This window comes from Prevotella koreensis, from assembly GCF_003977605.1.
GTDB lineage: Bacteria > Bacteroidota > Bacteroidia > Bacteroidales > Bacteroidaceae > Prevotella > Prevotella koreensis.
In genome coordinates, this window is record NZ_RYYU01000001.1 from 1,534,340 (window position 1) to 1,557,529 (window position 23,190).

Here is a 23,190-nt window from a genome sequence, read left to right on the forward strand (position 1 = left end):
TAATCATCAATTTTTTATGAAACAACAATTTTTAAAGTTATCACTATTGCTTCTGACAGTACTGTTAGGGGTGCCATTAGAGATGATGGCAGACCGAAACGTCAATCAGTTGCAATTCGGAAAGCAAACCATAGAGGTGGCTTCCGACGAGGTAATCACGTTCTATGACCCTTGGGGCACGGACAAGATTAAGGGAGAGAACAGTTACAACTGCCAGTCTTTAACGGTGTTCAAGCCGGTTGAGGCAGGAAAATCGATTCAAATCACATTCGAGAAAATCGATTTGAAGCAGCATAGTGACCATTATTTCATGTATTTGAACATATACGACGGTATCGCCGATGCCGGCGATACGTTCAGTTTTGCGAAAGATGCAATCAGTGTAACTTCAACTTCAAGTTTCAACGGCATGACCGGAACATTGCTCGAAGAGAAACTGACCGGCAGTCATGAGAATAAGACTTACTACTCTTCTACCCCTGATGGTGCTCTTTCGGTGGGTTTCATGCACCGCTACTCCAAGACTTGTGAAGGCTGGGTGGCAAAGGTTAGGTGTGTCACACTGGAAAATCAGACCACTACCGGTGCCGGCTCAAACTATGACAACGTTACTGAAACGGTATCAGGCAAAAACAATGTAAACCTTGCGAGAGCCTTTGTCACAACAACAGGCGTGATGAATCCTGACAAGGTGACCTCTATTCTGTTCAACCTTACTGAGAACGAAGGCGCAGTTAACCCTACGGCTCTGAAACTTTTCTATGGCAACAAACCTCTCAATGCAACCGTTGAAGCAGAAGGTAGCGGTTATAAATTCACTCTCGAACAAGTTCTTGCGTCAGGAATCAATAATTTCGACATTATAGGCGACTTCCTCGAAACGGCTGCTATTAATGCAAAAGTTAGGCTTGACATCACTAAAATAACGACGACGGCTCATCCCGACGGAGTAAATCCATTCACTGCGGGCACATCGGTTGCAGTAAAAAATCCTGCCATCGTTATAATGACATCTACCCCACAGACAATTACCGTGGGCGAGACACCAATGCTGTTCTACGATGAAGGAGGAAAAGACGGCGGCATAGTATCTAAGACAAACGGACAGGTAACATTCCAACCGGGTGTTTCCGGCAAAAAAGTAAGGGTAAAATTCAATGTCAACAAGATTTGGCACGGCTCTCTTTACAACCAAGAGTTGCGTATATATAACGGTAGCGAAGTAAAACCGGAGAACCTTATTCAGACCTTGCAAAAGGGTGAATTGGGTGAATTCAGTTCCACCACAGCCGATGGTTCGCTGACAGTGGTGCTGTTCAGTGATGCAAGCAACGCTGTGCCTGCTGATGGTTTCGAGGCAGAAGTTTCTCTGTTCACACCGCAGGCAATGGTTGCTGACGATGCCGAAACGGAAACCGCTTCTACAGAAACGGTATGTGCAGGCGATGCAAATCAGCCTATGATGTGTGTGAACATTAAGACCCACGACACCGAACCGGCTCTCGTGGCTCAGAAGTTTGCTTTCAACACCAACTCCACAAATGCCAACGTAACACATGCTACGCTATACTACACAGGCAACAAAAAGAATTTCTCTGACTCCGAAACATATAAAGTGGGCGAGGCTGACGTGACTGCTGATGCCTTTGAGATCACAACAACCGGAAAGACCGTTACCCTTAACGAGGGCGACAACTACTTCTGGCTTACATACAACATCAGCGATGAGGCACAAAACGAGCAAAAAGTTGCCGCCAACTTCGTAAGCGCAACGTTCACAAACAACACCACAGCAACTGCCACAACAAGCAATGTTGCAGAACGTAAGGTGGAGAATATTGTCTATTCCTACGAGAAAATGGGAACACAGACAAAAACCGTGAACGGTTCTATGGTATTCAAAACCAAGACGAACTCATACAACAACTACTGTCAGCCGGGAAATGACAACCGCGTGAACATCTTCAAGCCGAAGCACAGCGGTAATGTTATGCAGATTGACATCACAGAATTTGATGTCTTGTATGCTCCAAACAGTTACGGCACACGTTCAACTTTCAAGATTATAAACGGTGACGGTACAACGGGAGAAGTTCTCTATGAACTGAAATCAAATGCCGAGCAGAAAACCGGCCCGGGCAAGATAATACGCTCTACAAGTCCTGATGGTGCACTTACAGTGCTATTCAATCCGAACTCAACTTATGCTTATAACTGTAAGGGTTGGACCTCAACAGTAAGCGAATACATGAGCAAACCGATGGAATATACATCAACTGATGTAACACAAACAAGCACCGGTATCGTTTCTGTAGGAAACAAATCGCAGAGCCTGCTGACGCTGAATGTTAAGGCAGAAGGAGACCAAGGCACTCTGAATCTTGAAGCACTTACTCTCGATCTGAAGAACACTCAGGCTAATATAAGCAAGATAGAGGTGTTCTCTGTAGGTAAAACCGACCGCGAAATCACTGAAGCCGACGCAGCAGTTGCTACTGCAATGGTGGACGGAACAGAATCGGTTATTACCGTTAATACAACAAATCAGGTAGCACTTCTGGAAGGAAACAACTTCTTCCGCGTGAATGTTGATGTGTCTGACAACGCACAAGTGGGACAGACCATCGATGCAAAGGTGACATCGGTAAAGATAAACGGTACTACGAAAGCCGTTGAAAACGGTGACCCGGAAGGCGCACGCGAGATAAAGAACATCTATCTTATCAAGAATGGAGAGAACGGCGAGGTAAAGGTCAAGGAAGGAATGGCACTTATGTTCTATGACGATGGCGGTGCAGATGGTACTGTTTCTAAGAACTTCAATGGTACGGTAACATTCGTTCCGGAGTCTCCTGCCGACAATATCAAGTTCGATTTCAAGGAGTGGGATCTTGCATATACTACCAAATTCTATATCTATCATGGCGGCGAAGTCAAAGACAAAGCAGACATGGAACTTAGTATGTATGACAAACCGCATGAGAATGGCCCTATAACATCAAAGTCGGAAGACGGTAAAATAACTGTTAAGTTCACCAACAAGACAAGCACTCCCGACGGATTTGCCATAGAGGTTACTGCATACAAGAAGACTGACGTAAAGGTTACAAGCGTTACAACCGAGGCTGTGGCAGTTCCCGAAGTATTGAAGGGAGAGACAGACGTGAAGATGTTGAAGGTTGCCGTAACAGCCGAAGGTGAGAAAGAAAGCACCGACATCACAGGTTTCACCATAACAGGAACCGATGGTGAGGCTGTGAAAGCACATCACATCTATGCAACAGGTACTGTTGACGGGTTCTCTGCAAACGAAGAGTTCAAAGAGAAATACACTCTGAAGCGTTTCGGCACATACTATTTCTGGGTGGCTTACGACATCAAGGGCGATGCTGAAGTTGATCAGACTGCAACGGCTCAGGTAACTGCAATCACCGTAGGTGGAGAAACTGTAAACGTTACAGACCCCGCAACGGCAACAGTAACTGTGAAGAGCGGAAAGCACGGAACATTCACAGTGGGTGCCACCGATGCCGACTATACAACTATTCAGGCAGCAATCGACGACATCGCAGCAGTAGGTGTTGACGGCCCTGTGGTTCTTAACATCAACGCAGGCGAATACAACGAGCGCGTACTCATATCCGGAATAAAGGGACTGAGCGCAAACAACACTCTCACTCTGCAGTCTGCAAGCGGAAAGCGCGACGTTAAAATATTCCACAACACCTACACCAGCAGCGGCGGATACGACCCGAATCAGTATAAGAACGGATATGGTGTTGTAACACTGTTTGGCGTAAACTATGTAACACTCAAGGACCTTGAAATTTGCACGGAAGATGTTTATTACGATGCCGTAGTAATGGTTAAGAACGAGAGCCGCCACGCAACGATAGACAACTGCTGGCTGCATGCTCCGACCGAAACCGCAGATGGTGACTACAAGAAGTCAATAAACCTTGTAGGTCATTTCGCAGAGAACGTTGCAAACAAGAACAATGACTTCCTTACTGTCAAGAATTCTCTCATAGAAGGCGGTTACATGGGTGTCAATATGGGTGGAACAGGTTATGTTGCCTTGCCTAAGGAAATTGGTGGAGTAATCGAGAATAACGTCTTCAAGAACCAAGGATACAAGAGCATATATAGTTACGACGAACTGGGAGTGAAGATTCTCAACAACAATATAGAGAACACGGTTACCGGCAAGAAGGGTGCACAGGCCATGGACATCGTAGTGAGAGAGGCAAGCGAGCACCAGACTGTTATCAACGGCAACCGCATCTACATGGCACCGCAAGCATATTGCTACGGTATATACCTGCGCGAACTCGTGGGAACAGCCGAGAAACCGGTGATAATCACAAACAACGAGATTATTATCAAGCATACTTCTTCGACAAGTTATGGTTTCAATGTTGTTTCTCCGGGACAATATGTAAACATCGCTCACAACTCTGTCAAGATGATGGAGAACAGCGGACCGGCAGTAATGTTTGAAAAGATTGTGGATGGCAATTACAACATCACCAACAACGTGCTGCAAAGCATGTCGAAGGGTGTCGTTTACGACTTAAAGAATGAAAACAATTTCGGCAAGGTTTCTTTGTCACACAACATCATCTACACCACTTCTACATCACAGGAAATTGCACGATGCGGAAAAAACAAGAAGTACAAGTTTGACGAATGGGTTGCTGCAAGTGGCGAGACCGGAAGTATAAACAAGATGGTGAACTTCCTGACGGAAGATGTGCTTGAGCCGGAGAACGACCTTGGAGGCGACCTGCTGACAGCCGTTAAACTCGACTATGTGACAACAGACATCAACGGTAAGGCTCGCCCGAACGAGAATATATCAATCGGTGCATACGAGTACGACCCGAACGCAATGTCTGCTCCTCAATTCGTTGAGGGCTATCCGGAAGTGAAATCATCGATAGACGGAAAGGCAAGCATCGCCATCAAGGCCGACATTGCTGCCACCGCCTACTACATTCTGAAGAAAGCCGAAGAGGAAGCACCTACAACAGAGCAACTGAAAGGAAGCGAAAAGAAGGTGACATTGGTGGCTAACACCGAGAACACCATCAACTTCGAGAACCTTGAAACCGATATTACGTATAAGGTTTACTTCCAACTCGTGAGCCTCCGCAATATCGACGGCGATGCAAAGAACGTCGAGTTCACCATGACCGAAACTCCTCCGGCACCGGAACCACCGGTTGTTGTGGCTGTCGATGATAAGACAATCAACGAGGGCGAGACCGTAAAACTCGAAGCAACGCTGACAGTAGGCACGGCACCTTACACCGTGACATGGATAAATGGCAAGCATACTCAACTGAAGAGTGAGAACCTTACCGAACTCCCAACAACTTCTCTGACATGCGATGTCACTCCTACCGAGTGCGATGACTATGTTGTTACGGTTGTTGATGCAAACAACCTGTCGGCTTCTGACACCATACGCGTAATAGTGAAGGGTACTGCACAGACTGCAACATTCGAGAACCTGTATCTCGCAGAGAACAGTTTCTGGATGGGCAACTTGTCGAAAGGAACTGCAGGCGGCTCGTTCGTTAGCGGCTCTTACAAGTTCGACAACTATGCAAGCAACATGTGGAATGGCCAACCAACCTCTCCTTACTGGGGTAACTTTGCTTACGCAAACAGTACTTCTACAAAATTCGATAACTCTGACTACTTCATAGATCAGTGGAACAATGCTGTCGGTGGAGGATATGACGGTTCGGAGAACTACATGGTGGCATACCCGCAGGGCGGAAAGATAACTGTGATGAACAACGATGAAGGCGACCAACTGCGCGGTTTCTATATTACCAACGACGCTTGGAACGTTTTTGCTTACACCGTGGACGATGGTTCTACCTCCAATCCGACAACAAACGAGAGACAATTTGGTATCGGCGATTGGTGTAAAATCACCATTACCGCAGACAACGGCAAAACAAAGGATTACTACCTTGCCGACTATCGCGATGAAAACGCCGAGAACCATTACTACGTAAGTACATGGGAATGGGTTGATTTGCGCGAACTCGGCACAGTGAAGAATCTTTCGTTCAAAGTCACAAGTTCACGTAACAACCAGTGGGGAATGGTTACTCCGGGCTATTTCTGCGTGGATAACTTCAACGGCAAACGTGCTGAGAAAGAGGTTGAAATGGTGACTGTGGAGGGCAACAAGGTGATACAACTCGCCGAATTGTTCACTCTCGACGCATCGGGAACAGTTGTATATACCGCACCTGACGGAATGCCGGAGGGCGTTGAAGCAACAATCAATTTCGATGCAGCCGGTGGTACAATAACAATCGACGGCAGCAAGGACGAAACATTCAACATTATCGTTGCCATGACCCAAAAGGGTAAGACACAATATGTGAAGATTCCTGTGACCGTAATCAAGGTAAGCGGTATCAAAAGTATCGACAGCGACGACGAGAGCATTGAAGCACGCTACGGCGTAAGCGGACAACGCATCTCGGGAAAGCAGCGCGGCGTACAGTTGCAACGCATGAAAGACGGTACGGTTCGCAAGGTTGTCGTAAAATAATCGACAATAAATGACAAAAGAAAAAGGGGTTATGGAGTCTGCAACGACTCTCTGACCCCTTTTCTTTTAATCCTTAACACCAATCGGCCATTATCCCACATAGTCGATAAATCCTTACTCATTGTCTTGCTTCCCGACATCTTTAATCCCTAATCGATCATTAACTCCTGAACTGATTTGGGTTTAGAAAAACAACACATCAACGGCAGCAATTTTCCACTTTTCCATTGTACGTTCTTAAATATATTTCGTATCTTTGCGGTCAAGGAATGTTTTGGCACTGCAAAATGGGCGAAATTGCTGACCAAATTCGGCAGGATTGCAAAACAATTTCGGCGAATTTGCAAAACAAAACAGGCTGTTTTGAACAGCACTTCATATCTTACAGAACATTTAAAGAGAAAATAACGCTATGAGAAAATTACTTCTTATTGTTTCGACAGCGGTACTGATGCTTGTTTTAGGCACAGGGTGTAACGGCGTGACGACAGGCTCCGGCAGTGGTGACACGCTGCGATTGGGGTATGCCGAACGAATAAAAATCGTGGAATATGAGGGATACAACACCGTGACACTTGCCGACCCGTGGGAAACAGGTAACGTGCTGCACACTTATATCCTCGTGCCAAGCAGCGCAAAGGAACTCACAGACGACAGTCTGACGAGCCTGCACCCTAATGCAACGATTGTCCGCACACCACTGAAAAAGACTCTCATAACGACCAGCGTGCATTGTGCGCTCGCCGATGAATTGGGCTGCAGCAATGCTGTTGCCGGTGTTTGCGACCTGCAATACATAAACCTGCCGTGGGTGAAAGAGCGCGTCAAGGCAGGCAAGATTCGCGACTGCGGCAGCACAATGGCTCCTACCATCGAGACGATTATCGACCTCGCGCCCGACGCTATTTTCCTCTCTCCGTTCCAGAACAGCGGCGGATACGGACGCATAGAGAATCTCGGCATACCTATTATAGAAATGGCCGACTACATGGAGACATCGGCCTTGGGACGCGCCGAGTGGATGAAGTTCTACGGTATGTTGTTCGGCGCGGAAGAGAAAGCGAGCGCCCTGTTCGCCGAAGTTGAGAAAAACTACAACGAACTGAAAGAGAAAGGACGCGAATATACCACCGATAACAACAAACAAACGAAACAAACGAAGCAGAAGTCGGTGATAATGGACAAACTCGTAGGTTCCGTATGGTATGTTCCCGGAGGTGGCAGCACCATTGGAAAGATGTTGAAAGATGCCGCATGCAGTTATCCGTGGCAAGACGATCGGAGTGCCGGTTCGCTCTCATTGTCGTTCGAGACGGTGCTCGAAAAAGGTGCGGAGGCCGATGTGTGGATGTTCCGTTACAACTCTCCGCAGGCCATCACACGCAATGTTCTGCTCTCGGAAAATAGGGGCTACGAACAGTTCAAAGCCTACAAGAACGGCGAACTCTACGGCTGTAACACCGCCACGAGTACGTTCTATGAGGACACTCCTTTCCACCCTGAACTACTTTTGCGCGATTTCCTCACAATTATGCACCCCGACTTGGGTCTCGGTGCACCGAAATATTTCATTAAGGTGGAATGAGAAAAGGGATAACCATTGTGCCGTCCATGTTTCTGTTGATAGTGATTCTTTTCGCTGTCAATTTGTTCGTGGGTGCTGTCGATATACCGGCTGTTGATGTCATGTCGATTATTTTCGGCTCTGATGGCGCGGCGGGTGCAGACTCACACATACCGGCATCATGGAGATATATCATTCTTCAGAACCGACTGCCGCAGGCACTCACCGCAATGCTGTGCGGCTCTTCGCTCGCCGTGAGCGGTCTGATGCTGCAAACGGCATTCCGCAACCCTCTCGCCGGCCCGAGCATCTTCGGCATCAACAGCGGTGCCTCGCTCGGTGTGGCTCTCGTCATGCTGCTGCTCGGCGGTAGCATCACCACCGGAACATTCTCGCTCACAGGCTTTGTCGCCATACTCGTGGCGGCATTCATCGGAGCAATGACGGTTATGGCTCTCATCATGCTGTTCTCTACACTTGTAAAAAGCAATATCATGCTGCTCATAATCGGCATCATGATAGGATATATCACATCATCGGCAATATCCCTGCTCAATTTCTTCGCCACCGAAGAGGGGGTGCAGTCGTATATGATATGGGGATTGGGCAACTTCGGTGGCGTTACCATGCAGCAAATGCCGGCATTCGCTTCTGTAACGATTTTCGGACTCATAGCATCGCTACTGCTCGTGAAACCGCTCAACGCCCTGCTTCTCGGCGACCAATATGCAGAGAATTTGGGCTTCAACATAAAACGTGTTCGCAACAGTCTGCTTTTCGTTACCGGCATACTTACTGCCATCAGTACCGCCTTTTGTGGCCCTGTGGCTTTCATCGGACTTGCCGTTCCGCACATCGCACGTATGATTCTCGGCACCGAAAATCATCGGCGACTGCTGCCGGCAACGCTCTTATGCGGTGCTGCCACGGCACTTCTGTGCAACATTGCATGTGTGCTTCCGGGCAGTCGAGGCATAATTCCGCTCAATGCCGTAACCCCGATAATGGGCGCACCGGTGATAATCTACGTATTACTGAAACAACGTTCTTGATGACATATAACGACATTTGTCTGCTGTTGCGCCAACGATATGAAGATGGCGAGGCACGTGCCGTGGCGCGCTACCTGCTGGAAGTGGGCTACGGACTACAGATGACAGACATTATTTGCGGCGCAACGGAACGCCTGCCTGCCGACGAACTGCAGCGAAAAACAAATCGCCTGCTCGCCGGCGAGCCTGTGCAATATGTTGTGGGTACGGCGGAGTTCTGCGCCCGACGTTTCCATGTAGCCCCCGGAGTGCTGATACCGCGACCGGAAACAGAGGAACTTTGCCGACTTGTGGAGGAAGATAGGGCGGAAGGAGAAGGAATACGGCATATTCTTGACATAGGAACCGGTTCGGGATGTATTGCCATTACACTTGCGTTGAACATTCCGGGTGCACGAGTGGAGGCATGGGATATAAGCAACGAAGCACTGGCAATAGCACAGGAGAACGCCAAGAGGCACAATGCCGACATAGTATTCAGAAACGTTGATATACTATCCGAACAACCCTTTCTGCAACAAGAAACCGGTAACGGAGCGCATTGTGATGAGCATTTCAGCAACAATGACAGCACGAAAGGTTGGGATATAATAGTTTCTAACCCGCCTTACATCGTCCCTTCCGAGTCAAAGGAAATGGCAGAACAAGTATTGGAGCACGAGCCGGGCATTGCTCTTTTCGCCCCACAAGACAATCCGCTGCTCTTCTATAATGCCATTGCCATTTACGCGAAACAAACATTAAACCCTCACGGCAAACTCTTTTTCGAGATTAATCCGCTTTTCTGTGACCAACTCGAAACATTGCTTACCGGCTTAGGGTTTGCCGATGTCACTTTCTGTTACGACCGATTCGGGCGCAAGAGGTTTGCAACGGCAACAAAACCAGTATGAATATGAGAAGACAAACGCCAACTAACAGACAACCATCGGCAGTAAGCGAGGAACAGGCCTTGGCACGACTTACCACACTATGTGCCAATGCAGAGCACTGTTCGGGAGAGATGCTCGACAAAATGAATCGGTGGGGGCTTGGCGAGGAGGCACAGGCACGCATCATGCAACACCTTATTAATAATAGGTATGTGGACGACGAGCGTTACTGCCGTGCTTTTGTGCGCGACAAGATGGAGTATTGTCAATGGGGAAGACGTAAGATTGAACAGGCTCTGTACGCCAAACACATCAACCGCGAAACGCGAAATGCGGCACTGGACGAAATCGATGACGATGCTTTCGTTGCCATATTGCGCCCCCTGATTGCTGCGAAACGCCGTCAGACGAAGGCCAAATCGGAATATGAAATGACAATGAAACTGATGCGCTTCGCCGCCTCACGCGGTTTCACAATAGACCAAATACGGCAATGTATTGATGCTCCTGAAGATTATCCCTAATCGATTGGAGGATTATTCTTCTTCAAAGCATAAAAAGATAGATCCCGAAGACAGAGACCGAATCTTTTCTATCGCTGCCCTCGGGATCGTTGATAATAGTTATAGTCCTTATATGGTGTTTCAAGTTGGGGGTGTATTTCTTAAATCATTCGCCCCTTTCGCTCATTCATTATGAGTACTGGCTCTTTACATATTGTTATCCTCTCTCCGGTATTTTCTTCCTGTCCTTCCGGTCACACAGTATTCCATGCAACCGGAAGAGAAAGGAATCTTTAACTTAATTAAAAGACAAATACCATAAAAGCATTTTTATATTACCCAACTTATATTTTATTATTTTGAGAAATAAGCAGCAAAATCACTTTTGCAATATGCTTACTTCTGTTCCAGTTTCATAACACCTTTATTGGTGTTCATCTTCACGGCATTGAAATTAGCCGCTCCGCTTACAACCTGCCAGTTGATACGCTTGCCAAAAGCAGGTGCGTTAGCAGGTGCCGGTGCCGAGTTCGGGGTTGTGAACTCAACCTTCGCTAATGGTCCCCATTCGTCGTTCGCGTTCATTGCGATTGAGCATGCGTAGTAAGTTGTTGACGGTTCTGCGTTCCATTTTACATCATCTACACCATACTGATTCCAGTAAGGATCGTTCGGACGGTCTTCTTTGAGGAAGTTTATCACACCCTCGTCGCCATTAAATGTTTCAGAATCGAATGCTTCTTTTGTAATAATGATGTCGCGATGCAATGCAGCCTGGTCGTTCGGAGTGTAAATAACGCGCTGGTAATAGTTGTTGTCTGTGCCTCCAAACTCCTTAATTTCAATTGTTACGGTTGCTACACCATTGCCTCCGAGTTTATTCATTGTAACATAGCAGAAGATTGGCTCTGCATAAGTATCTGCCTTATCCCATGCCTGAACAACAACTTCATATTCCTTTCCCGGCTCAAGGTCTTTCCATTCGTTTACCACTTCTCCGGTGAGTTCTTTCTGGCAGAAGCCCTTTATCATGTCACCGAATGTTGAGTAGCCCATCATAGGACCCCACTGTGCGAACTGATCATAGGCAGTACCCTTCGGGAAAATGCAGTAAGCGTAAGCCTTAACGTCGTTGTTAGGTGTAAACTTGATACTTACTGAAGTTGTACCAACAGACAATACCGTGCATTCCACATTAGGATTGCCGATGAGTGGCTTGTTAGGAGTCTTGAAATCTGCTCTCGCCATGTTGCATGCAATGCCGTATTGGTCGTATCCTATTGTAACGATTGAGTAATCGGCATTTACTGCCATCGGTTTATCGAAACCTGTCATCTGGCCGTTTGTGAAGTCTTCGCTGTATAATGCGCCACCGATATGTTCGAAATATCTTGCTGCCGTAGCATCATCTACAAGTTTGTCGGCAATATTCTTAGGAATACAATTGATGCGGAAATTCTTGCATTCAGGTGTTTTCGTAACGGTAACCCATACAGTATCGCCTGATTCTCCGGTGTTATATTTCTGGAAAGTGACATCTGCTGCCACGCGACCTTCGATTGATGTGAAGAAGACACTGTCCACTCTTTCTACCAAAAAGCCTTTATAAGAACCGTTCTTCTCAACCACGAGCATACGGTTTGGTTTTGTCTGCGCGAGGGCAGAGATACTGATGAGTGCCATGAGGCACAAGGTTATTATTTTTTTCATTGTTTTACGAATTTGTATGTTGCGTTATTTATTTTAATAATGTAAACGCCTTGGCGGAGTGCTGCGATGTCTATCGCCTCGCCATCGGCTACCTTTGTGCGGAGTAATGACTTGCCGCTAAGGTCGAAAATTGCAGCGTCGGCACGCAGACCTGATTCCAGTCCGTGAACGTACAGCATGTCACCGTTGCGCGAGATGCTGATATTGCCTGTCGCATTGTTAACAACATCTCCAATGCCTGTTACGACACCGTCAAATGTAATGGTTTTAATGTCTGACAGAGCCCACACCGGTTCAGGAGTAATATTTGTTCCGATGATGTGCATACCGTCATTGTCAAAAGTAATCTTACGGATGTCTTGCAAGGTATATTCGGTTGCTTTACCTCCGTTTTTCGGAGTAACAACCAATTTCACCTGTGCTTGCGCCGTAGAGATTGCCATTGTCATTATAACCGTCAAGACCAAGATAATTTGTCTTTTACTCATAATGTGTAATGTTTGATCGATATTAAAGGTTTAAAAATTACGAGGGCAAAAATATAAAAAAAGACGCTTTTATGAATAAAAACGCCTTCATTTCGATTTCTAATTCGTGAAATAGTAACCGATTTCAGTAAAAAACACTAATATTTTCGCTATTCCGTATCGTCCTTATCGTCTGTCACCACAGTTTTCTCGCGTGACATTTTCTGGAACACCGACGGCTTAATTCCCGTCTGCTTTGTGAAAACATTGATGAAATTCGACTGCGATTTATATCCCACACTTTCTGCGATAGCCTTTATAGTGTACTGTCCGTAGTGCTCGGTATCGTTCATTCTCATCATTGCTTTCTTCACTCTGAACTCGTTAAGGAACGTTCTGAAGTTCTTTGAATACACATCATTGATTACCTGCGATACGTATTTCGAGTTCGACCCCACCAATGTTGCAAGCCGTTCGATGCCGAAATCGCTGTCGCAAAATTCCTCTCCGTGCTCCATAACCTGCATTATGGCATCGAGCAAGGAGTCTCTCTGCCCCTCTGACAACTTTGCCTGTGGACGTGAGATGTCGGCTATTGCTTCTGCCCCATCACTTTCTTTCTCCTCAAACTCTTGCTTTATGTCTTCCGCAATCACGTCATTCTCATTCTCCGCGACCTCCAAAGGCGTTTCTGCCGGTGCTTTCTCGTTGCGTTGCAGCATATCCATGCGTTTCTGCATCTCCTTTATTCGGCGTGCATAAATCTTGTCAACGGCAAGTTCTTCCTGATTTTTATAGAACAGATGGTAATAAGAACGGCTCAACCGCCTCTTCTGAATATACACCATAATCACGAGAAACACCACGACAACACAGAATATGGTGAGCGTGATGAGCCACCGTCGCTGCATTGCTATCTCATGGTCATGGGCACGATTTGTCTCGGATAGCGAACTGATTGTTTTCAGTTTGTTGTCCATTTCATAGTAATACAGCGCATTCCTGATACCGTTGAACTCGTTCATGTTGAATATCGAGTCGCTCAAAGCAAGATATTCCGACTTGTATTCGAGCGATTTGCGCTCGTCAACATTGTGATAAATCTCCGACAAGTTCTTCAGAGTTATAATCATAAGTGCCGGATACTTTATCCGTTCGGCAATTTCTTTGTTCTTCATCAGGTAGTGTAGCGACGAGTCTCGCTTGCCCAATGTCTGATACGCGTCGGCCATACTTGTATATACCGATGCCAATCCTAATAACGAAATGTCGTTTTCCTTGGAAAAGGCTATTGCCTTTCTGAAATAATCTATGGCCTCTTCATATTTCTTCTCATAAGTAAGTATAAGCCCCTTGTCCATGAGCAGGTCGTACTTATAGCGCGGACGGTCTTCCTTATAACTGCTCAACTCCTTGTAATACTCCCAATATTTCTTCACCGGAGTCTGCGGAGTATAGGCACAGATAAGGTTACTGAGCAGTTTATTAACAAACGTCCTGTCTCCCCTCTTGCGTGCAATGTCAAGAGACTTGGTGTAAAGTTCGCTACTCTGGCGGAAGTCATTGAACATGCTGTATATGTTACCGATATCCTTATAAATCTCCGGCAGCAGTTCCTCGATATTCTGTTCCTCACAGATATGCAGGCTCGTCATGTAGTTTTCCATAGCCTTTGCATACGAATTGCGAGCATAATAAGCCTTACCTGTTGACAACAGACTCTTCGCATAGAGTTTTATGTCGGCCGGTGTGTGCTTGTTTATCAACTCGAAACACAACAGGGCACTGTCCGAACGTTCTTTCGTCATCAGTTCCTCGCCATACTTCAGCAGTTCGCCATCCGTCATCTTACTCAAGTCTGCACCTTTCCCCGCCACCACGCCGGCATCTGTCTCTGTCGTTGTTGTTAAAAAAATAAGGGTCAGTATAAAGTGTAAAATACAATATCTATTCATTTTTTTCATTTTCCGCACTTCTAAATTATCCTCACTTCAATAATATCCTGTGAAATTAACTGCAAATATATAAAATATTTCTCGCACTGCAAACCACATCACTTTGTTTTTTTTAATACGTAATATTCTTTGTCATAAGAATCCAAAAAAGCACTTATACATTATCGTTTTTTAAAAATTTTTAAGCAACTTAATCCCATCAATCGGATTTTTTAGGTTACCTTTGCCGGCATAAAAATGTTTTTACATGACTAATGCACGACAAAAACATTGTTTTTATAAATACATCTAAAAAAGAAAAGAAATGAAAAGAATTATCAATTTGGCGTTCCTTGCAATAATGATAATGGGAACCGCAACATTATTCACTTCATGTGGAAGCGATGAGAACGGATCCGACAACAATGGTAACAATGGCAATGCCCAGATAAATCCCCAAAATGTATTCAAGGGGGGATTGCCAAAAGAAATCATAGGACGCAAATTTCAGGTAAACCAGGAAGGTCTTGTAGAGAAAATTTATTCTGATATTGAAAACATAGTGGTTGTTTTTTATTACGCTCCAAAAGACTATGAAGCCAAGAAAAAGAATGTTGACGTATTGATGACAATCCATGACAAGGATGGGGCACAGGACTTCTACATGACCGTTGGCAGCAACGGATTCATAAAGCACGCTTACAACATGGGAAGAAAAGATAATGAAGACGAGTTGAATAAACGCACATGGGATTTCGAATATGACAAAGACGGACACTTGATAAAGGCATATTACTCTAAAAAGAATGTCACAAGTACATTAAAATACGAAGATGGCAATATTGTAGAGGTTAAACATGACTATGCATTAGGCGTACCAAAGAACAAATCATATAGTATTTACTACACTTCGAAAGAAGTCACCAAACCTATGGTAAACATCGGTTGCATCATGTTCTACAAGCCAATATTCGACATAGATCTGGACGAGTTGGATTTCACATACTATGCAGGACTTCTCGGAACAGCCACAAAGAACTTGCCACAGAAAAGAATTGATGAAGACGGAGACATTGTAGGAAAATACGCATGGGTTCTGAACGCACAGGCATATCCGACACTTGTCAACATCTACAACAACAATGAGCATCACCAAGCCTATGATATCCATTGGTAATCAACAGTGACGTTTCAAACGAATAATTAACAACAGGGTGTGATTTTCCACCCTGTTATTTTGTATGTTTCAAAATCATTCACTATATTTGTTGCCAAAACATTTCGTAACATAACGTTTTTTGGAAATTAAAAACAATTAAGACATGGATAAAATGAAAAAGGCTTTTGCCTCAAAATTATTGAAAATCAAGGCCATAAAGTTGCAACCGGACAACCCTTTCACATGGGCTTCGGGCTGGAAATCGCCATTCTACTGCGATAATCGCAAGACTCTATCATTCCCCGAACTGCGCAACTATGTGAAACTCGAACTCACACACGCCGTTCTGGAGCACTTCCCTGAGGTAGAGGCGATAGCAGGTGTAGCCACAGGAGCAATCGCCCAGGGCGCATTGGTTGCCGATGCTTTGGGGCTGCCGTTCGTTTATGTGCGCTCGAAAGCGAAAGACCACGGAATGGAAAACCTCATCGAGGGCGAACTGAAGCCCGGAACGAAAGTGGTGGTGATAGAAGACCTCATATCAACCGGCGGCAGTTCGCTAAAGGCCGTTGACGCTATACGTCGCGCCGGAAGCGAGGTAATAGGCATGATTGCAAGTTACACTTACGGTTTCCCAATAGCAAAACAGGCTTTCGACGACGCGAAAGTGGAACTCATCACACTCACCGACTACGAGCACGTGGTGGCCGAAGCACTCGAAACGGGATACATCTCCGATGCCGATGTGGTAGTGCTGAACGAGTGGAGAAAGGCGCCTGCCGACTGGAAAAAATAACAATTCGGAATTGATGTTTTATTATTATGAGCAAATTTGAAAGCAAAATAAAGCAGGTGCCTTACTCGCAAAAGAGCGTCTTCGACATGCTGAGCGATCTCAACAACATCGAGCGGGTGCGCGACCGCATCCCGGAGGACAAGATAAAAGACCTCAAGTTCGACTCCGACAGCGTTTCCATATCATCACCCATGGGACCGGTAACGCTGCGAGTGGTGGAACGCGAAGAGCCGAAGTGCATCAAGTTTGAAACCGAAAAGTCGCCCGTACCGATGAACCTGTGGATACAGATGCTGCCAACGAGCGAAACAGAGTCGAAACTGAAAGTGACAATCAGTGCCGACCTGCCTTTCTTTATGGCAGCAATGGCAAAGAAACCGCTGGAGGAAGGCGTGGAGAAAATAGCCGAGGCTCTGGCAATGATACCTTACGATACAACAGAACCATAAGTCACTGAAGCCTATGAGACAACCTTGCAGGATACTACTGCTATCGGCATTGCTGGCACTCGTACTGACATCGTGCAGCAACAGCGAGTTCGAATTCAGCAAATACCGTTGCTTCTTCATCTTCGATAATGCCGAGCATAACGACCCGACACTGGCGAGTGCACTGATAGCGGCATCGCCCGGAACATTCTGTCGTATCTACATAAAAGGCGAAAAGAAGTTCGGATTTCATAGTAACAGGGGATTGGAGAGCGAAACTCAGATGAATGCCAAGGACGCTCTGCGCACCTGTATTCTCGGAGTGTATAACGAAAGCGGAGTCATCGTGGGCTACGGAACGCTCGGCGGCGAACTGTATGCCTACGACGCGCAGTGCCCGAACTGCTATGCCGAAAGCAACATGCCTCGCTATCTGCTCTCCATGACAGACATCGGGCAGGCAAAATGCAAAACCTGCAAGCGCGTTTACGACATGAACAACGGTGGCATAGTGACCGAAAACGGGCGCGGGAACGACAAGAAACTTATACGTTACCGCACCTCTTATACCGATACGGGCATTGCCAAAGTGCTGAAAGTAAACAACTGAAAATGCCATATACGGAGAAACATCGTGCAAAACATCACCTTTTGCCGACCAATTTCGCCCATTTTGCTGACCAATTTCGCCGAAATTGCATTGCAAATTGGGCGAAATTGGTTGACTGTTTCATTTATATTGCAAAGACTGAAAAGATAAAAGGCGTTACCGCACGGTGTAAGTTCCAAAACGAAGTGCAATAAAAAAGTGATCCTCGCCGAGAAAACAATTAAACTTTTCAACACCAAAAGGCGAGTTTTTCAAACAAGTTTTGTAGTTTTGCACTTGCTGGTATGACTCATACAGTATGAAAACAAGATATAAGATACTAATAATTTTTCTACAATTATTTGCATTCTTCAGCTATATAGGCTGCTTTGTCTATCTAACCTATAAAGCTGACAAGAAGTTGGTGTTCGTTGATATTCCAGTAAAATACACAAAAGATGATTTTATAAGGAAAGAATATGGGATTACAATTACGGGAAGTAGAGGAAAACATACTGTTAATTTTAAGTCGGATAGTTTTCCAGACAAAGAATTTGATGCAACATATTATATGTCCCTTCCTTATCCACAACGCTCTTTTGATAATATAATAGAATCCCACCCAAAATCATTGCAATGCTATCTGGAGCCTGATTTTAGAGAGAAGCAAGGGAAATACACTCCCTTTGTTTACTCTGGGCAGCGAGAGAAAAGTTCAGTTTATTACTTGAACTTAGTGTCTTATGTGAAGGGCGAATACATTCCTTTATGGGTTTTCTTCGCTTTTTTCAATCTCATAATGTGCATTTACACGGAGAAAATTAAATCAAACATACTGATAGTGGTGATGCTTTTAAATAGCGTGTTTAGCATCATTACATAAATTAAAGAAATATCTTATGAAATAGAAAAAACTATGGTTCTTCCGGAATTTGAAGTGATAAATATATAAAATAAAAAAAGAAACTGCTGTAAATATTGTATATTTGAATACCCACAAACAAATGTACAAAGATGAACAGCAGTTTCCTATATCACGCTTGGGGTGTAAGTTCCAAAACGAAGTGCAATAAAAAAGTGGTTCTCGCCGAGAGAAAAATTAAACTTTTCTACACCAAAGTACGAGTTCTTCAAACAAGTTTTCTAATTTTGCACTTGCTGGTTGACTCTACAACGGCGGCAATCACTTGTCGCACAACGCAAAAAAATGCCAAATGATTTGGCAGTTAGGAATAATCGGTGTATCTTTGCAAGCGCAAAAAACCTTTATGCCGCGATGGTGGAATGGTAGACACGAGGGACTTAAAATCCCTTGGCCAGGAATGGCTGTGCGGGTTCGAGTCCCGCTCGCGGCACCTTTTTTTATAAAAAACATGATTTTTTTGATTATGCGTAAAAATCTTTTCTATCTACTAACAGCCTCAGTCTTAGTCGTAACCGCTTCATGCTCATCGAAGATGGGACAACTTAACGCATCCAATTTCGATGTCACACCAAACCCGATGGAGACACAGGCAGGACAGGTAACAGTGACCATAAACGGCAAATTCCCAGCCAAGTTCATGAAGAAAAACGCCGTAGTGACAATCACTCCGGAACTGCGCGGCAGCAAAGGAATGGTAGTTCGCGCCGAAGAGGGCACATCGTTCCAAGGAGAGAAAGCACGAAACAACCATCAGGTAATATCTTACGAAAACGGTGGAAACTTCACTATGCGCCAGACTTTCGACTATAACGAAGCATTCCACCGCAGCGAACTATATCTGAACATCGTGACACGCAAGGGTAACAAAGAAACCAAACAACCGCTGGTGAGGGTGGCATCGGGCATAATAACAACGGCCGAACTCTATCAGAAAGCGTTAGAGAACGAATCGCCATGCATCGCTCCCGACTCTTTCCGCCGCGTGAATAACCGCAAAATGGAGGCACAGGTGAAGTTCCTCGTCAATCAGGCGAACCTTAGAAAGAGCGAACTGGCAAGCAATTCGGTGAAAGACTTTGTCGAAATGCTGCGCAAGATAAACCGCGAGAGCGAGAGTCTGAACCTGAAGAACGTTGAGGTGCTCGCATACGCATCGCCCGAAGGCAGTCTGGCGGTGAACGACCGCCTTGCCAACCGAAGACAGACGGTGTCTGAAGACTACGTGAAAGGACAGATGAAACAGGCGCGCGTGTCGGGAAATGTGTCGGCACGCTACACGGCAGAAGACTGGGAAGGCTTCCGTAAACTTGTGGCTGCAAGCAACATTCAGGACAAGGACGTGATACTGCGAGTGCTGTCCATGTATCAAGACCCGGAACAGCGCGAACAGCAGATACGCAACATGAGCGAGGGATTCCGCGAATTGGCAGACGGCATATTGCCAGAACTGCGTCGCGCACGAATGATAATAAACTATGAAACGGTGGGACGCAGCGACGAACAACTGAAAGCACAGTATGCCGCCGACCCCAAAAAACTATCGGCCGACGAACTCCTCTACACCGCAACACTCGAAAACGACATCGCAAAACGCAAGGCAATATATGCCAAGACTGCTGAAATATATCCCAATGACTATCGCGCAAAGAACAACATCGGCGTGATGGAGATGATGAGCGGAAAGGAACTCGAAGCAATAGACAACTTCCAAGAGGCAATGGAACGCGCGAAACTGCCCGAAGCATACGCCAACATGGCTATGATTGTGCTGCAACACGGCGATATTGATATGGCCGAACGCTATCTGGCCAATGCCACAGGAGCCACAGGAATGGCAAAGGTGCTGGGCGCACTGAACATTGCAAAGGGCAACTATATGCTGGCAGAACAGAACCTCAAGGGCGAAAACAACAACCTTGCCCTGCTCTCTCAGATTCTTAACAAGAACTACAGTGCCGCAACTCAGACTTTGGCAGAGATTGAAAAGCCTGACGCACTGACTCATTATCTCAATGCACTGCTCATGGTGCGCACCGGACAGAACAATAAAGCATCCGAATATCTCATCAAGGCGACACACGCCGACCCATTCTTCGCCACATACGGCGATGGTGATATTGAGATGAATAACGTTAAGAAATAAGCGAGAAGAGAACGGGAAACGGCTTTTCGGCCTTATGAAGTGGAGATTATACCTTATCGCAATATGCGCTTTGCTGTTCGTGTCGTGCTCGTCGCGACGCGGACGGTTTCGCATGGAGGGACATTTCCTGCACATGAACCAAGGCCGGCTTCTGGTATATAGCAACGACGGCATTATAAACGGCATCGATACCATAAACATATCGGGAGGCCGGTTCTCATACGAAATACCGTGCAACGAACCCGGAACGCTGATGATTGTGTTCCCTAACTTTTCCGAACAACCGGTATTCGCAGAGTCGGGAGGGAGCGTTGACCTCAGCGCAGATGTTTCGCACCTGAAAGAAATGGAAATAACAGGCACGGAGGAGAACGAACTCATGACCGACTTCCGCAAGCAAACGGCACAGATGTCACCGCCCGATGTGAGTCATCATGCCGAATTATTCATCGGCGACCATCCCGAATCGGCCGTGAGCGAATATCTCTTGCGCCGATACTTTATACTCTCGCCAAAACCGGAATACGGCAAAGCAAACACTCTGCTCGACAAAATGATTGCCGAACAAAAGGATAACGGCAGACTGTTGCGACTGAAGAATGACGTGAAAAGACTCAAAGAATGGGGCATCGGAGCCAAAATACCAAGTTTCTCGGTGCCTGCAAGCGGCGGCGGAACGATAAACAGCAACGAACTGAAAGGCCAAGTGACTGTGATAATGACCTGCGCCACATGGCAGTATGAGAGCATCAATCAAATGAGAATGCTGAAACAGAAAATGAAAGAGAAAGGAAAGGCTCTCAAAGTGGTAGGCATTTGTCTTGATGCGAATACCGATGGGATAAAAAAAGAATTGGCAAACGACTCCGTATCATTGCGCATTGCATGTGACGGAATGATGTTCGAGGGGAAACTCGTAGAACAACTCGGTCTGTATAAAGTTCCCGGCAACGTGGTTTACAACAAACAGGGACACGTGGTGGAACGCAATCTCGAAACACAGGAACTTCTCAAGAAGATTGACGATATGCTGAAATAATCTCACACAGATTATCAGATTCCGAACCGATTTTGTTTGATTATTGAGCAGATTATTTGCCTTTATGACGAAAACGTAGCGAGTTACGGCGAGATATGATGGTTACGCCAGCAAGCGGACTAAAGCAGTAGGGAAGCATATCGGCAATAACAAATCTAAGCAAATGCGGTCTGATGAGCGATTTGAATTTATTTCTTTCCCGCAAAACCTATCGTAAGAATGCTTATCTTGACATTTCCCGCACGGCAAAGTTCGCGCGAACATTCCAGTACCGTTGCTCCCGTAGTAAGAATATCGTCAACCACAAGCAGATGCTTGCCGCGCACCCATTCTCCGTTTTTCAGCGAGAAAGCGTCTTCCACGTTTCCATGCCGCTCCCACCAGTTCTTCTGTGTCTGACTGCCACGGAAATCCTTACGCCCAACGAGGTCTGTACGCACCGGTAGTTTTGTAACCTCGGCAATACCCTTTGCTATATATTCGCTCTGGTTATATCCGCGTCTGCGCCGCCGTTTCCGCGCTATCGGCATTGGCACAATGGCATCAATACCCTCGAAAAAGCCATCGGTGGCAAAATCCTCGGCAATATATTGTCCCAACAGATAACCATATTCCGGGTGGTCGCCATACTTCAATCTGTAAATCATTGCCGACACTTCGGAGTGTGGTTCGAAGAAAAACCATGCCGCAGCACGCTCTATCGGTATCTGCCCCCAGAACAGTTGGGCCATCGGATTGTCATAAGCATGGGCAGAAAAAAACGTACGCGGCAAGTGCATATTACAAGCCGCGCACATCAGTTCCTCGTCTATCGCAAGCCGCCTGCTGCAAACACAGCACTGTCGCGGTGCGATAACATCAAGTATTCTGCGTAATAACCTCATACCCAATCTCTCCGTTGATTATCAATTACGCGTGGTAATTGTCGATTATCCATTGTCTCTCACAGGTCATCTCTCCCCTACTTTCTCCCGAAGTCAGCCGGTATCTCGCCCCACTTAGCAGTCTCCCATTTCACTATCGGATTACGGAAATCGTTAGTGGCAAGCCATCTCTCTGCGCGAAGGATTATTTCGTGCAACTTCTCCGTTTCCGGAGTGCGTTCCATCTTGGTCTTGCACTTCCTGTTCTTCACCCACAATATCGCATTATACGAGTCGCTATATATCGTCTTGTTGTGAAGTCCGCGCTGCCGGCACAATGCCAACGCATGCACTATTGCAAGGAACTCGCCGATGTTATTCGTTCCTTTCATCGGCCCGAAATGGAAAATCCGTTCTCCGGTCGCCAAGTCAATCCCCTGATATTCCATAGGTCCGGGATTCCCTGAGCAGCCTGCATCAACTGCCCAAGCGTCTGCCGTCACCTCCATTGGCAGCGGTAGCACCGTATCATGTCTGTAATCAGGCGGATTCTGCATATACACTCA

At 46.1% G+C, this 23,190-nt stretch carries 17 protein-coding genes and 1 tRNA gene; 13 read left to right on the forward strand and 5 right to left on the reverse strand.

Features of this window, described 5'->3' with window-relative positions; all coding sequences use genetic code 11:
* Positions 1-16: 16 nt before the first annotated feature.
* From EHV08_RS06515 to EHV08_RS06535, 5 genes are all read left to right on the forward strand, one after another.
* The gene (locus EHV08_RS06515) at positions 17-6,580 is read left to right on the forward strand and encodes a DUF4465 domain-containing protein (protein WP_126678601.1); all 6,564 of its coding nucleotides are present in this window, start codon (positions 17-19) and stop codon (positions 6,578-6,580) included.
* Positions 6,581-6,992: 412 nt separating this feature from the next.
* On the forward strand, positions 6,993-8,165 hold the full coding sequence (locus EHV08_RS06520) for an ABC transporter substrate-binding protein (protein ID WP_126678602.1): 1,173 nt from the start codon (positions 6,993-6,995) through the stop codon (positions 8,163-8,165).
* Positions 8,162-9,196: an iron ABC transporter permease gene (locus tag EHV08_RS06525; protein ID WP_126678603.1), complete on the forward strand. Its 1,035-nt coding sequence runs from the start codon at positions 8,162-8,164 to the stop codon at positions 9,194-9,196. The genes EHV08_RS06520 and EHV08_RS06525 overlap by 4 nt, the downstream gene beginning before the upstream one ends.
* Complete coding sequence (gene prmC, locus EHV08_RS06530) at positions 9,196-10,089, forward strand: peptide chain release factor N(5)-glutamine methyltransferase (protein ID WP_126678604.1); 894 nt, start codon at positions 9,196-9,198, stop codon at positions 10,087-10,089. The genes EHV08_RS06525 and prmC overlap by 1 nt, the downstream gene beginning before the upstream one ends.
* A 2-nt stretch (positions 10,090-10,091) precedes the next feature.
* Complete coding sequence (locus tag EHV08_RS06535) at positions 10,092-10,592, forward strand: regulatory protein RecX (RefSeq protein WP_126678605.1); 501 nt, start codon at positions 10,092-10,094, stop codon at positions 10,590-10,592.
* Between the two features lie 375 nt (positions 10,593-10,967).
* Here EHV08_RS06535 and EHV08_RS06540 read toward each other — a convergent pair whose 3' ends face one another.
* From EHV08_RS06540 to EHV08_RS06550, 3 genes are all read right to left on the reverse strand, one after another.
* Positions 10,968-12,281 (reverse strand): hypothetical protein, encoded by a 1,314-nt coding sequence (locus EHV08_RS06540; RefSeq protein WP_126678606.1) that lies wholly within the window; start codon positions 12,279-12,281, stop codon positions 10,968-10,970.
* Positions 12,278-12,769, reverse strand: coding sequence for a T9SS type A sorting domain-containing protein (locus EHV08_RS06545; protein WP_126678607.1), 492 nt, complete (start codon positions 12,767-12,769; stop codon positions 12,278-12,280). The genes EHV08_RS06540 and EHV08_RS06545 overlap by 4 nt, the downstream gene beginning before the upstream one ends.
* A gap of 149 nt (positions 12,770-12,918) precedes the next feature.
* Positions 12,919-14,703: a helix-turn-helix domain-containing protein gene (locus tag EHV08_RS06550; protein WP_158676064.1), complete on the reverse strand. Its 1,785-nt coding sequence runs from the start codon at positions 14,701-14,703 to the stop codon at positions 12,919-12,921.
* Between the two features lie 304 nt (positions 14,704-15,007).
* Here EHV08_RS06550 and EHV08_RS06555 point away from each other — a divergent pair, with 304 nt between their 5' ends.
* The 8 genes from EHV08_RS06555 to EHV08_RS06590 all read left to right on the forward strand — a co-directional run bounded on the left by EHV08_RS06555 (position 15,008) and on the right by EHV08_RS06590 (position 21,761).
* Positions 15,008-15,859 (forward strand): DUF4595 domain-containing protein, encoded by an 852-nt coding sequence (locus EHV08_RS06555; RefSeq protein ID WP_126678609.1) that lies wholly within the window; start codon positions 15,008-15,010, stop codon positions 15,857-15,859.
* A gap of 145 nt (positions 15,860-16,004) precedes the next feature.
* On the forward strand, positions 16,005-16,637 hold the full coding sequence (gene pyrE, locus EHV08_RS06560) for an orotate phosphoribosyltransferase (protein ID WP_126678610.1): 633 nt from the start codon (positions 16,005-16,007) through the stop codon (positions 16,635-16,637).
* Positions 16,638-16,663: 26 nt separating this feature from the next.
* Entirely contained in the window at positions 16,664-17,086 is a 423-nt protein-coding gene (locus EHV08_RS06565) for an SRPBCC family protein (protein ID WP_126678611.1), read from the forward strand.
* A gap of 13 nt (positions 17,087-17,099) precedes the next feature.
* Positions 17,100-17,675 (forward strand): hypothetical protein, encoded by a 576-nt coding sequence (locus tag EHV08_RS06570; RefSeq protein ID WP_126678612.1) that lies wholly within the window; start codon positions 17,100-17,102, stop codon positions 17,673-17,675.
* A gap of 298 nt (positions 17,676-17,973) precedes the next feature.
* On the forward strand, positions 17,974-18,537 hold the full coding sequence (locus tag EHV08_RS06575; RefSeq protein ID WP_126678613.1) for a hypothetical protein: 564 nt from the start codon (positions 17,974-17,976) through the stop codon (positions 18,535-18,537).
* Positions 18,538-18,924: 387 nt separating this feature from the next.
* Positions 18,925-19,009 (forward strand) — tRNA-Leu (locus EHV08_RS06580).
* 18 nt (positions 19,010-19,027) lie between these two features.
* The gene (locus EHV08_RS06585) at positions 19,028-20,722 is read left to right on the forward strand and encodes a tetratricopeptide repeat protein (RefSeq protein WP_238988026.1); all 1,695 of its coding nucleotides are present in this window, start codon (positions 19,028-19,030) and stop codon (positions 20,720-20,722) included.
* Between the two features lie 34 nt (positions 20,723-20,756).
* Positions 20,757-21,761, forward strand: coding sequence for a DUF4369 domain-containing protein (locus EHV08_RS06590; RefSeq protein WP_126678614.1), 1,005 nt, complete (start codon positions 20,757-20,759; stop codon positions 21,759-21,761).
* Between the two features lie 188 nt (positions 21,762-21,949).
* Here the strand turns inward: EHV08_RS06590 and EHV08_RS06595 are convergent, their stop codons facing one another.
* A complete protein-coding gene (locus EHV08_RS06595; protein WP_126678615.1) occupies positions 21,950-22,645 on the reverse strand; it encodes a ComF family protein in 696 nt (231 codons plus the stop codon).
* 77 nt (positions 22,646-22,722) lie between these two features.
* Positions 22,723-23,181 (reverse strand): RNase H family protein, encoded by a 459-nt coding sequence (locus tag EHV08_RS06600; protein WP_126678616.1) that lies wholly within the window; start codon positions 23,179-23,181, stop codon positions 22,723-22,725.
* Positions 23,182-23,190 lie beyond the last annotated feature (9 nt).